Genomic DNA, 12,000 nt, shown 5'->3' with positions numbered 1-12,000 from the left:
AGCGCAGTGCGGGGAATGTGTTTATCCCGCACGAGGCTTTTATTGCCGCATTGCCCATGGGAGGGGAAGGAGGGCGATAGGCGCTGCGGAAACGCCGTGACGGTTCACGTGGGGCGTGAACCCAAAGCGGCGCTCGTGACGGCAAAGCGCTATGGCGGCCATTAAACGCTATCTGATTTTTCCATTCACAAACCTAGCCCATTCGCGAACGGAGGAGTCTCTGGATTCTTCAGCCTTTGCGCGGCGCGCAGGGATTGCGGTCAACAATTCTGGCCCCACACCCTGAAGTGCATCGACGTGCCTTTCGATAAAAGTTCGCCCCTGGGCCGACCGAGATAAAGGATCGAACAATTTGATATGGCTGTCTCGTGCAGCAGGCGATCGTTGAAGCGGCGGCGGTAACCGATCAGCTTGCCGCCGGCGAGGATCGGGACCAGCTCGCCCTCGACCGCGCGCTCGAAGGCGATGTCCTTCATCCGCAGAACGCCATGGTCGAGCGCGGCGGACCAGGCGGCGGCGAAGTCCTCCGCAGCGGGCTGACGGCGGAGGTAATAGGCGCCCACCGACGACATGTTGACCATGGCGGCGGCGCGGCTGACGCTGCCGGTATCGGCCAGCGCGTCGATGAAGGCGCGTTGCCGCTCGGGCGTCCAGCCGTCATGGCGATGCTTGCGCGGGACGGGGGCGAAGGCGATCGGCTTGCCGCCATTGGCGATAGCTGGGGTGCGATTTTTCATGGCCACGCACAAACCATAACGGTTTGCTGTAGGAAAGTCTTTTAACCAATGAAGGAGGCGAAATGAATCGTTGCGGTGGGGCGGATAAGGGCTAGCATCGGCCGCTTGGGATGATGGGGAAGGGGCTCAAGCATGGCTGAAGACTGGTTAGCCGACGTTCGCAAATATCATCCGGGCGCGGATGAGGGCGTGGTCAAGAAGATCAGTAATTACCTCGGGATTGCGCTGCGCAACCGCGATTCGTCATTGGTAGCGTTCAGCAATACTGCCGAAGTCGGGCGGGTGCGCGAGCGGTTTTTGCGCAAGAAATTGGGGCTGACCGCGGCCGACGCCGACCTTGATGCCGGGCTGGATGCGGTCAAGCGCCTGATGACGGCGGACCGGACCAAGAACCGAGTCACGGTTTACTATTTGCTGGCGGATTATTTCGGCAAGCATGATTTGTTTGGCGGCGCGGCGAGCGCGCCAGGATCGTTCAGCTTTGGCGCTGCCGGTGCTGCGGCGGCCAAGCCGGTCAAGGTCGCAAAGCCGACGGCGGCCAAGCGGGCTGTGGCCAAGCCGGCTGCGGCCAAGCCGGCTGCGGCCAAGGCAGCGAAGGTAAAGGCTGCATCGGTCAAGCCGGCGGCGGTGAAGTCGGCGGCGGTGAAGGCGGCTCCGGTCGCGGCAGCGTCGGGTGGCGAGAAGCGAGGCGTGTTCGATGGGGCGGGGGCGCCAGCCTATGTCGGTTCGACAGGCAGCGAGAGCCGGGTCGGCGTTGGCGGCATCGGCAAGTGGCTGCTGCTCGCGGCGGCGATCGTGCTGACGTTCATGGCGCTCAGGATGGCGGGATAAGGGCGTTCGAGCTGATCGCTCAACGTCTGTGTCAGCCAAACTGAACCGTTTTAAGCTGACTGAAATAGATTCTAGTCGAGATCGGCGGCGGAATGGCGTTCGCGGATCAAGTCGGGCTCGGTGTCGCTCGGGCTGCGGTTGACGCGGCGGCCGCGCTGGACGGCGGGGCGCTGCCCGACCCGCTTTATCCAGCGCTGGACGTGCTTGTAATTGTCGAGACCGAGGAATGTGGCCGCGCCGTCGTAGGCCTGGCCGAGCGCCACCGCGCCATACCAGGGCCAGATCGCGATATCGGCGACGCTGTAATCTGCCCCGGCCATATACTCATGGTCGGCGAGATGGCGGTCGAGCACGTCATATTGGCGCTTCACCTCCATCGCATAGCGGTTGATCGGATATTCGTACTTGTCCGGCGCGTAAGCGTAGAAATGGCCGAAACCGCCACCGAGGAATGGGGCCGCGCCCATCTGCCACATCAGCCAGCTCAGTGCCTCGGTGCGCGCGGCCGGATCGGTCGGGAGAAGGGCGGAGAACTTCTCCGCGAGATAGAGCAGGATCGCGCCGCTTTCGAACACGCGCTGGGGACGGGCCGGGTCGGTGCGGTCGAGCAGAGCGGGGATCTTGGAATTGGGGTTGATCGCAACGAACCCCGAGCCGAACTGCTCGCCCTCGCCAATGTCGATCTTCCACGCATCATATTCCGCATCTTTATGACCAGTTGCGAGCAACTCCTCGAGCATGATCGTGACCTTGACGCCATTGGGGGTGCCGAGGCTGTAAAGCTGGAGCGGATGGTCGCCGACGGGGAGAATGCGGTCGCTGGTGGCGCCAGCGGTCGGGCGGTTGATGCTTGCGAACTTGCCCCCGCTGGGCGCGTCCCAGGTCCAGATTGCGGGTGGGGTGTAAGTATTATCGGCCATGCGTGGCTCCTGATGATCGGTTGCAATATGAGATGGGGTTGCGCGGCTGCGACGGCAATGGGCGCAACGGGTTTGGCCGGAACGGGTGGGGCGGTGCTTGGTTATTGTCTCGACGGGCAGGTGGAGGCATTTCAGCGGCATGGCGCGCGACCGCAACGACGATTCGAGCGATACTGGGCGGTTTGATTTCGCCCAGATGCTGGCAGTGGCCGATGCGCTGCCGGTGGCGCTGGCGTTCGTCGATCGCGAGTTTCGCTATCGCTTCGTCAACCGGGCGCTGGCCGAATTCCTGGAGCGGTCGCGCGGAGAGTTGCTCGGACTGACGATGGCCGAGGTGCTCGACCCCAAGGCGATGGCCGACCGTCGGCCAATGCTCGATGCGGCGCTGGCCGGGGAGCGGCAATGGTTCGCCGCCGACTTCGATCATCCAACCCGCGGGCCGCTCGCGATCCAGTCCGAATATCTGCCGCAGGTCGGCAGCGACGGCAACGTGTTCGGGCTGGTGCTGCTGATCAGTGACGTCACCGAACAACGCGTCAGCGAGCGCGCGCTGAAAGAGAGCGAGGCGCGGTTCCGACGGATTGCCGATTCCGCGCCGGTGCCGATGTGGGTCACCCGGCTCGACCGCAGCCGCGACTTCGTCAATCAGGCCTATGTCGAGCTGATGGGTGTCGATGCGGAACAATCGCGGCGGATCGACTGGATGCGGCGGGTTCACCCCGACGATAAAGCGAAGGTCATCGAGGATACCATCGCCGGCGAAAAAAGCGGCGGCAGCTTCGTCACCGAGGCGCGGTTTGAAAGACGGCCCGGCGACTGGCGCTGGATGCGCGCGGTGTCGCAGCCGCGCTTCGGGCCCGATGGCGACCTGATCGGCTACATCGGTGTCTCGACCGACATCACGTTGGCCAAGCAATCCGAAATCGAGCTTCGCACCCAGGTCGAGGAACGGACCGCCGAACTGCAGGCGAGCGAGGCGCGGGTGCGGGCAATCTTCGACACCGTGCTTGAAGTGATCGTATTGCTCGAGCCCGACGGGACGATCCTCGAGATCAACCGGGTCAGCACGCCGTGGCGCGACACCAATCCCGAGCGTTCGCTCGGCGGCAAGATCTGGGATGCGCCGACCATGCTGGCATACCCCGAGCATATTCCGGCGATGAAGGCGGCAGTCGCGAGCGCGGCAAAGGGCGAGCCGTTCAACGGTGAATTCAAGATGGAGCGCGCCGGGGTAGCGACGGCCTATCTCGATTATTCGATCCAGCCGATCCGCGACGATCATGGCGAGATCATCTACCTCCTCGCCGAAGCGCGCGACATCACCGATTTGAAGGCCGCTCAGGAGCAATTGCGCCAGAGCCAGAAGATGGAGGCGCTGGGCCAATTGACCGGTGGAATCGCGCATGATTTCAACAATTTGCTGACCGTGGTGGTCGGCGGGCTCGACATGATTTTGCGCAACGTCACCGACGAACGGTTGAAACGCTATGCCACCAACGCACTGACCGCAGCTGAGCGCGGCGCACGATTGACCGCGCAATTGCTGGCGTTCAGTCGGGTGCAACGGCTGGAGGTTCGGGCGACCGATGTCGCGCCGCTGATCGAAGGCATGCGGCCTTTGCTGGGCAATGTCCTGGGGCCATCGATCGTCAAGAAATTCAAGCTTCATGACGAGCGGATGCCGGTGATGGCCGACCCGACCCAGCTCGAGTTGGCGGTGCTCAATTTGGCGATCAACGCCCGCGACGCCATGCCCGACGGCGGCAAGCTGACGATTGCGACGAAAGCGGTACAAATCGTCGACGATCCCGAATTGGAGGATGGTGACTATCTCGAGCTGTGCGTCAACGACACCGGCACTGGTATGCCGCCAGACGTCGTGGCCCGCGCGTTCGATCCGTTCTTCACCACCAAGGAGGTCGGCAAGGGCACCGGGCTCGGCCTGAGCATGGTTTACGGGGTTGCTCGCCAGTCGGGCGGTACCGCGCGGATTGATAGTGCCCCGGGCGAGGGAACGACTATCAAGCTTTATTTCAAATGCGCCGACGGTGACGCTGAAGGGGAGCTCGCCAAGGCCGACGTCAATGCGAGCGAACCCGCCATTCGCAACGCGTCGATCCTGGTGATCGACGACGACCCCGATGTGCGCGAGTTCATCGTCTCCAGCCTCGGTGATTATGGCTATCGCGTGCGCGCGGCGGCCGATGGGGTCGAAGGCCTGGAAATGTTTGGCAAGCAGCGGCCTGATCTGGTGGTGCTCGATTATGCGATGCCCGGCCTGTCGGGCGGGGAGGTCGCGGCGCAGATCCTAAACGCCGTCCCGGGTCAGCCGATCCTGTTCGTGTCGGGCTATAGCGAAAGCGAGGCGATCAGCAGCGCCGCGCCGCTGGCACAGATGCTGGCCAAGCCATTCCGCCCCGACGCGCTCGACGCCGCGGTGCGCGAGGCGCTCGGCCAAGGGACATAATTAGCCAATCGCGCGTTGGGCGGCTGAAACTTGGTCGGAAATTGGGAACGCGCAATGATGGCAATGATCCTTGGGCTGGCGGCCGAGGCGGCGGTGGCGGCATCGAGCCCGGTCAATGCCAGCGCGCCGGTCAACATCAATGCCAACGCCTTGTTCGACCGCGATCCAACGATCAAGGCATGGGCGGTACGGCTGTATGACCGCAATCGCGATGGCTGGCTGACCTTGTACGAGGCCCAGCCGGCGCTGACCGCATTCAAGGAACTGGCCGACGGCAATCGCGACGGGCGCGTCACTACCTACGAATATGACCGCGCACGGGAATTTATCGAAGCGCGTTGAACTTCCGCTTGGTTCGCCCGATCAGGCGGTGAAGCAATTGGTGCTTCCCGATCGTCTTGACCCCGCTGAGATAATTGAGCTGCAGCGAATGGCGCCGACCGACGTGCGGCTTGTGGCCGTGCCAGCAATCGGGGGTCACCTTGAACACCAGCATGGTACCGAGCGTCGAGGGTATTTCCTCAACAAAATCGTCGAGATTCTTGTTGCCGCGCAGGATTCTGAGCCCGGTGTCCGACGCGTCGCCGGGGCGATCGAAATAGAGCAAGACCGTCGCCAGCTTGGACGGCGTATCGGTATGGATATTGCCGTCGGTCAGGCGAACCTGCCCGCGTACGTTGATGACGATATCGCGCTGGTCGAGATCGAGGTCGAGCTTGTCGGCGATGATGGCGCGAAACGCGTCGCTGCGAAGATCGTCCAGCAAGGTAGCGAACAACGGGGCCTGATCGACCTGATCGACGCCCACCGCGCCGGGCCGCTCGATCGTCGGGAAGGCCGCTGCAATGTCGGCCGCGCGATCGCTGCGAAGCGCAAGGGGGACGACGAAAAACGGGAAGGGCGCGGGTCGGACGCTGGCGTCGCGGATATGGTCGAGGTCAAGCAACATGCCGGCAATTTAGCAGTCTCGACCGCGTTCGCAAAGCTTGCGGGAGGCGCCGCGCTCAGCCGGCCTTCTTCTTGTTGCCGATACCGATCACCATCTGGTTGGCGCGTTCGAACGACAAGGGTTTGCCGAACAGATAGCCCTGGATGGTGTCGACCCCGAGATCGCGCATGCGCTCGAAATCCTCGGCGGTCTCGACGCCCTCGGCGGTGACGTTCATGCGGAAGCTTTTGGCGAGCTGAACGATCGACTGGATGATCGCGACATTCTCCGGCCGGGTGCCGGCGGCGCGGACGAAGCTGCCGTCGATCTTCAATTTGTGGAACACCGCCTTGTTGAGATAGCCGATCGACGAGTAGCCGGTGCCGAAATCGTCGAGCGCGATCCCGACGCCGAGCGCGCGGAGCCGCTTGAGCACGTCGAGCGTGGCATTCTCGTCGCCAAGGAACACGCCCTCGGTGACTTCGAGCTCGATCCGGTTGCCGGGCAATTTGTAGCGCGAGAGCGCCTGGCTGACGACGTTGGGCAGCGCCGGCAGGATGATCTGCTTGGGGCTGATGTTGATCGCCATGGTCAGCGGCTCGGGCCAGGTGGCGATGGCGCGGCACGCCTCGTCGATGACCCATTCGCCGATCGCGCCCATCAGTCCGGCTTCCTCGGCCACGGGGATGAACACTGGCGGCGGGACCAGCCCGCGCTTGGGGTGGTTCCAGCGGATCAGCGCTTCGAAGCCAACCAACGACTGGGTCTTGGCGCTGACCAGGGGCTGGAACATCAGATGGAATTGGTGGCTGGCGATCGCCTGGCGCAGATCATTTTCCATCTGCATCCGGTCGTCCTGCTCAAACTGCAGTTCGGCCGAGAAATATTTGGCGACGCCGCGCCCGGCATCCTTGGCTTGGTACAAGGCAAGATCGGCCTTGAGGATGAGATCGTCGACGGTTGCCCCGTCGATCGGGCCGAAGGCGCAGCCGATCGACACGCCGATGCGGATTTCGGTCTGGTCGATCATATACGGTTCGGCGACCGACTTGATGATCGCGCCGGCCAGCAGCTCGACCTGTTTGCGGCTTTGCGCGTCGGTCACGACGATGGCGAATTCATCGCCGCCCCTGCGCCCGACATGGCCATCGGGGCCAACCTGCTCGCACAAGCGCTTGGCGACGGCCTGAAGCACCGCGTCGCCCTTGGGATGGCCAAAGGTGTCGTTGACCGGCTTGAACCCGTCGAGGTCGAGGAACATGATCGCGCACGGCACATTGCTGGTAACCGCCGCACGAAGCGACTCGCCGAGCAACTGGCGAACGCGGCCGCGATTGGGCAGGCCAGACAAGACGTCCATGTTGGCGAGGTGGGTCAGCCGTTCCTGCGTATGGCGGATTTCGGTGATGTCCGAACCAACCCCGCGGAAGCCTTCGAAGCGGTCGGCGGTATCGACGATCGGATCGCCGGCAATCGAAATCCAGCGCGGGCCGCGCGCGGTCTTCAATTCCATTTCGAGCGAATTGAACGCCTGGCGTTCGAGCAGGATTCGGCCCAATTCGGCATGGCCGCCAAGCAAGGACGGCAGCGAATGGCCGAGCAAAGCGCTGGCCGGGCGACCAAGCAAAGCGGTCATTCGCGACGAAATGTAGGTGACTCGATTTTCGGCATCGACCTGCCACAGCCAGCCGACGCCGCGCTGCTCATATTCCTGGAGCAGCAAGGAGGCGCTCTCGCTGGCCGAGCCCATGTCGGCATTGCTCTGCAACTGGCGGAACGCCCAGCGCGCCACCGCGAACACGCCGACGACGGCGACCCCGAGGGTGAACAATATCTGCAATTTGTTGAGGAACGGCATGGCGTCATTCGCGGTGAACAGCGCGAAGCATAAACCGGCAGTGAAGCTGGCCAGCCAGCCATTTACGCAGGCGGGGATTACCACCAGCCCGAGCGCGGCAATGCCGAGCCCCGAAATCAGCGAGGCGGTAACCAATTGGCTGGCTGGGTCGAGCGACGGGAAATAATAAAGCGGCAGGCTTAGCCACACTGCAGCACGAAGCACGATGTCGCCGACCAGGAACCAGGTCGGGACCATCCGCCCCGATCGACCGACATTGGTGATCGCCTGGGTCCGCGCGACATGCAGCGCGCCGAGGTTGACCGTGACCACCGAGCCGACCCAGATGAACAAGGTCGTCGAGGGCAGGCTGGTCATCAGGCTGCCGACGATCAGCAGCGCCGCAATGATGTTTGCAGCGGCGAAAAACAGCGCCATTTGGGCGCGGGCCATGAGCTGGGCATCGCGCAACGGCGAGGCATTGTCGTCACCGTCCTGGGTACTCAACGCAAGCGATTCCCCCCCCGGGAGCCGGGCAGAAACCATGCGCTTATACCGATCCGGTGCTTCGTACATTCCGCTTCCTGAAATCAAGTTCACGAAAAGCGGTAGACCAAGAGGGTTTAAGCGGGGTTAAAACATATCCGTTCCGATGGTGAACTGCGGCACATTGAAAAGCGGCCCGGGAATGCCACTTCCCGGGCCGCGATTTCAATATTCGCCGATGATCAGCCGCGCTCGGGTTCCGCCATCGGCGGCGGTGGTGGCGGGGGCGGCGGGCAGGCGTCGGTTGCCAGGATGACCGACCCGTCGGGACAAGTCTGGGTCGCGGGCGGTGGTAAGGGCGGTGGCGGTGGTGGCGGTGGTGGCGGCGGTGGCGGCGCAACATACCTCTCGCCCGCATGATAGATTACGCTGAACAGCAGCGAGTGCGAGCGGAAGCGGTTGCTGTCCAGATCGACCGAAAATTGATTCGAAAACGTCAGATTATCTTCGATTCTCGGTCCTTGAAAATAGCGATATTTCAGACCCATTTGGACATTGTCCCACACGGCGTAACGGACGCCGGCGATCAATTGCCAGGCAAGGCCCGAATCTTTCAGGCTGAAGTTGTTGCTCGAGCTCGTGGAGTCGCTGACCTTGACCTCGGCCAAGCCAAGACCGCCGCCGCCATAGACGCTGAAGCCGTCCTCATTGCCGAAATCGATCAGGGCATTGGCCATGACCGACTTGACCCGAACCGATCCGTCGCCGTCGATTGACGAACCTTCGGTAAACCCGGCGCCGCCAACCTGGTCGATGTCGGCCGTCTTGTAGCCGAACTCGACTTCGGTCCGGACGAAGCCGAAATCATAGCCACCGATGACGTCGATATCGAGGCCGGTCTTGAAATCGAGCTGGTAATAATCATTGATCGTCACCGGCCCCTCGAAGTTGGCCGTGCCATCGAAGTCGAGGTCCTTGGCCCACATCAGGCCGCCTTCGATCCCCATATACCAATTGTGATCGCGGGCCGCCGCCGGTGCGCTGATCGCGCTCGTGGCCACCGCTGCAAGTAAAAACCATTTCATTTCAACGTCCCCTGTTGGTTGAACCCATGTATTCCGAAATAGCTGATGCAGGTTACCATAATTTGTTTCGACCTGCCAACGCGGTTTGCGTATCGTTTCGTGGTCGAGAGCGCTGTTGTAGATGCGCTCGATGATCGGGGGGAAGATGAGCGACGCATTCGGGCCGATCGACATTCACACCATGTTCCCGGTGCCATTGTTGATGGCGCGGCTGGATGACAGCGCGGCGCTCGATGCGCGGCTGCTCGCCGAAGCGCGTATCCGGCGGGAGAACGAACCGGGGATGGACCGATCGAACCGTTACGGCTGGCATTCCGAGGCCGACTTTTTCAGCCGCAAGGAGCCTGCGCATAGCGAATTGGCAAAGATTATCCGCAGCTTCACAGACCAGGGCTGCGGGCGCACCATGCCTGCGCTGCCCAAGAAGCTGACGCTCAACTTTGACGGCTGGGTCAACATCAATCCGACCCACGCCATGAACGCGCCGCATGATCATGCCGGGGCGTTCTGGTCAGGTACTTATTATGCGCTGGTGCCGTTGCCCGATGATCCCGACGACAAATTATCGGGGGCGATCGAATTCATCGACCCGCGCGGCTCGTTGGGCAGCAGCGTGCAGATCGAAACGCCGTTCACCAAGCCCAAGTTCACTGTCCGGCCCGGCCCCGGCACGTTGCTGTTGTGGCCGGCCTATCTCAAGCATTGGGTTCACCCCAACCAGGCATCGAGCGAGCGAATGACGGTGTCGTTCAACGCCTGGTTCACGCGGTCCTGATGAGCCGCAAGCCTAGGATTTGCCGGCCATGGTCTTGTCAACCTCGCGGGTAACAAGCGGATGATAGAGCGGCCGCGCCTGCGGATACAGGCGCTGGGCGATCTGTCGGCCCCAAGCCGCGTCGGCATAAAGCGTCTTGTACAATGGTCGGACGAATTTGCCGCGCCCCACCGAACTCAGGAACGCGGTTAGCGCCGGAACTGCCGGATCGTAGCGATTGCGGGTGGCGAGATCGAGCCAGGCGAAGATCACTTCATTGTTGGTGGTCGACCCCAAGGCGAAGGCCGAGGCGAGCGTGTCGAGCCGCGACTTGTCGAGCTTGCGCGGCAGGCGGTTGAGGAAGCGCAGGCGCTCGTCGGTGGTGTAGGCATTCCACGCCGTGACATCGGGCGCGCCGCCGGTGGCGAAGGCGGTGCTCGCGGTATCGACCGCAACGAAGGCCTGCGCATCGGCCTTGACCGCATTGGCCGGGATCCCGGGCTGGTAGACCCACTGGTCGAGCATCAGCTTTGCTTCGAGCGCCGCGTCGCCCTTGATGAGGTTGGCGCGCAGGTCGGCGAGGAATAGTGCCGAGGTCACCGGCTGGAACCGGTGGCGATCGAACCAGCCCCTGAGCCACGCGTCGAACTTCTCGCGCCCGACACTGGTTTCGATCACCCGCAAGAAGGCCGCACCCTTTTCATAGGCGATGTCGGTCAGGCCATCATCGGGGTTGCGGCCCTTGAGGTCGATGTGGAGCCGCGTGTCGCCGCCGGTCAGGCCGCCGGCGTCGGCCACGGCCTTATCCTGGGCGTCGATCCCCAAGGCGACCTGCTGGGCCGCGACCTTGGGGCCGTAAACCGCCTCGACGATGCGCCGCTCGGCATAGGTCGTCATGCCCTCATTGAGCCAGAAATCGCTCCACGTGGCGTTGGTCGCGAGATTGCCCGACCAGCTATGGGCTAACTCGTGCGCGATCAGGCTGTTGTTGCTCTTGTCCCCGGCGATGAAGGTCGGGGTGAGGAAGGTGAGGGTGGGGTTTTCCATGCCGCCGAACGGGAAGGACGGCGGCAGTACGAGCAGATCGTAGCGACCCCAGGCGTAGGGGCCGTAGAGTCTCTCCGCCGCAGCGACCATATTTTCGGTGTCGGACAATTCGGCGGCGGCCTTGTCGAGCATGCCGGGCTCGGTCCACACCCCGGTGCGCGGGCCGAGTTCACGAAACGCAAGGTCACCGACCGCAATCGCGATCAGATAAGGCGCGACGGGGTTGTCCATCTTGTATGAGAAAATGCGCGCATCGCCGTCGGTGATGGGTTCGGCCGCCTTGGGCGCGGACATCACCGCGGTAAGCGGCCGGGCGACGCGAATCCTGGCTTCCCAGCTTTGGCGGATGCCGGGCGAATCCTGGGTCGGGACCCAGCTTCGGTTGTTGATCGATTGGCCCTGGCTGAACAGGAATGGCTGTTTCTTGCCGACTGTCTGCGCCGGGGTCAGCCATTGCAGCGCCTCGGAATCGGGCGCGGATTTGTAGGTGATGATGATCTTGCGCGCGGTGCCGATCGCAATTTCGAGCGGGGCACCAAGGTTGGCATCGACCGCGCCGACTTGGTAGCTCAGCGGGGTGCCGTCGGCAGCGGCGATCTTCGAAATCTCCAGCCCCTTGTCGTCGAGGATGATCGACTTGGCGTCGGGCTTGGCTTGGATATCGAGCGTCGCAGTGCCGGCAATGCGCTTGGCGGTGAAATCAACCCCGAGGTCGAGCGCGATGTGCGTCACCCGCGCCTCGAGCGGCCTGGCATAGCTGTGCACATCGACCGCATCGGGCGTGGCAAGGATCGGCGCGATGCCGGCGGCGCTATCGGCCTGGGGCGCCGGGGCGCTGCCCGACTGACAGGCAGCCAGCAGCAAGGCCGACGCGGCGACGATCATATGCTTCATTGGGAAGTCCTTGA

The 12,000-nt window shown here is 63.0% G+C and carries 10 protein-coding genes; 4 read left to right on the top strand and 6 right to left on the bottom strand.

Annotated elements, in window-relative coordinates; genetic code table 11:
• Nucleotides 1-260: 260 nt before the first annotated feature.
• Nucleotides 261-737 carry a hypothetical protein gene (locus tag RMN73_RS06095; RefSeq protein WP_309602432.1) on the bottom strand — a complete coding sequence of 159 codons (477 nt, stop codon included), beginning with the start codon at nt 735-737 and terminating at the stop codon, nt 261-263.
• 132 nt (nt 738-869) lie between these two features.
• Here RMN73_RS06095 and RMN73_RS06090 point away from each other — a divergent pair, with 132 nt between their 5' ends.
• Nucleotides 870-1,568 (top strand): DUF2853 family protein, encoded by a 699-nt coding sequence (locus tag RMN73_RS06090; protein WP_309602431.1) that lies wholly within the window; start codon nt 870-872, stop codon nt 1,566-1,568.
• Between the two features lie 71 nt (nt 1,569-1,639).
• Here RMN73_RS06090 and yghU read toward each other — a convergent pair whose 3' ends face one another.
• Nucleotides 1,640-2,488 (bottom strand): glutathione-dependent disulfide-bond oxidoreductase, encoded by an 849-nt coding sequence (yghU, locus tag RMN73_RS06085; RefSeq protein WP_309602430.1) that lies wholly within the window; start codon nt 2,486-2,488, stop codon nt 1,640-1,642.
• A 139-nt stretch (nt 2,489-2,627) separates the two neighbouring features.
• Here yghU and RMN73_RS06080 point away from each other — a divergent pair, with 139 nt between their 5' ends.
• Together RMN73_RS06080 and RMN73_RS06075 are read left to right on the top strand one after the other, a co-directional pair.
• Entirely contained in the window at nt 2,628-4,955 is a 2,328-nt protein-coding gene (locus RMN73_RS06080; protein WP_309602429.1) for a PAS domain-containing protein, read from the top strand.
• Between the two features lie 54 nt (nt 4,956-5,009).
• A complete protein-coding gene (locus RMN73_RS06075) occupies nt 5,010-5,297 on the top strand; it encodes a hypothetical protein (RefSeq protein ID WP_309602428.1) in 288 nt (95 codons plus the stop codon).
• Here the strand turns inward: RMN73_RS06075 and RMN73_RS06070 are convergent.
• The 3 genes from RMN73_RS06070 to RMN73_RS06060 all read right to left on the bottom strand — a co-directional run bounded on the left by RMN73_RS06070 (nt 5,281) and on the right by RMN73_RS06060 (nt 9,291).
• Nucleotides 5,281-5,904: a hypothetical protein gene (locus RMN73_RS06070; RefSeq protein ID WP_309602427.1), complete on the bottom strand. Its 624-nt coding sequence runs from the start codon at nt 5,902-5,904 to the stop codon at nt 5,281-5,283. The two genes, RMN73_RS06075 and RMN73_RS06070, sit on opposite strands and share 17 nt — an antisense overlap.
• Before the next feature lie 55 nt (nt 5,905-5,959).
• On the bottom strand, nt 5,960-8,227 hold the full coding sequence (locus RMN73_RS06065; protein ID WP_309602426.1) for an EAL domain-containing protein: 2,268 nt from the start codon (nt 8,225-8,227) through the stop codon (nt 5,960-5,962).
• Nucleotides 8,228-8,448: 221 nt separating this feature from the next.
• Nucleotides 8,449-9,291, bottom strand: coding sequence for an outer membrane beta-barrel protein (locus tag RMN73_RS06060; protein ID WP_309602425.1), 843 nt, complete (start codon nt 9,289-9,291; stop codon nt 8,449-8,451).
• A 145-nt stretch (nt 9,292-9,436) separates the two neighbouring features.
• Here RMN73_RS06060 and RMN73_RS06055 point away from each other — a divergent pair, with 145 nt between their 5' ends.
• Nucleotides 9,437-10,066 (top strand): TIGR02466 family protein, encoded by a 630-nt coding sequence (locus RMN73_RS06055; protein ID WP_309602424.1) that lies wholly within the window; start codon nt 9,437-9,439, stop codon nt 10,064-10,066.
• Nucleotides 10,067-10,078: 12 nt separating this feature from the next.
• Here RMN73_RS06055 and RMN73_RS06050 read toward each other — a convergent pair whose 3' ends face one another.
• A complete protein-coding gene (locus RMN73_RS06050) occupies nt 10,079-11,986 on the bottom strand; it encodes a M1 family metallopeptidase (protein ID WP_309602423.1) in 1,908 nt (635 codons plus the stop codon).
• Nucleotides 11,987-12,000: the final 14 nt, after the last annotated feature.

It is taken from the genome of Sphingomonas sp., from assembly GCF_031372575.1.
GTDB lineage: Bacteria > Pseudomonadota > Alphaproteobacteria > Sphingomonadales > Sphingomonadaceae > Sphingomicrobium.
The sequence above is the reverse complement of the archived record's forward strand: the minus strand, read 5'-3'. Positions and strand labels throughout refer to the sequence as shown.

Coding starts and splice junctions, on each gene's coding strand:
- RMN73_RS06080 (WP_309602429.1), top strand. CDS start 2,628: ATGGCGCGCGACCGCAACGACGATTCGAGCGATACTGGGCGGTTTGAT.
- RMN73_RS06090 (WP_309602431.1), top strand. CDS start 870: ATGGCTGAAGACTGGTTAGCCGACGTTCGCAAATATCATCCGGGCGCG.
- RMN73_RS06095 (WP_309602432.1), bottom strand. CDS start 737: ATGAAAAATCGCACCCCAGCTATCGCCAATGGCGGCAAGCCGATCGCC.
- RMN73_RS06070 (WP_309602427.1), bottom strand. CDS start 5,904: ATGTTGCTTGACCTCGACCATATCCGCGACGCCAGCGTCCGACCCGCG.
- RMN73_RS06055 (WP_309602424.1), top strand. CDS start 9,437: ATGAGCGACGCATTCGGGCCGATCGACATTCACACCATGTTCCCGGTG.
- RMN73_RS06060 (WP_309602425.1), bottom strand. CDS start 9,291: ATGAAATGGTTTTTACTTGCAGCGGTGGCCACGAGCGCGATCAGCGCA.
- RMN73_RS06075 (WP_309602428.1), top strand. CDS start 5,010: ATGATGGCAATGATCCTTGGGCTGGCGGCCGAGGCGGCGGTGGCGGCA.
- RMN73_RS06050 (WP_309602423.1), bottom strand. CDS start 11,986: ATGAAGCATATGATCGTCGCCGCGTCGGCCTTGCTGCTGGCTGCCTGT.
- yghU (WP_309602430.1), bottom strand. CDS start 2,488: ATGGCCGATAATACTTACACCCCACCCGCAATCTGGACCTGGGACGCG.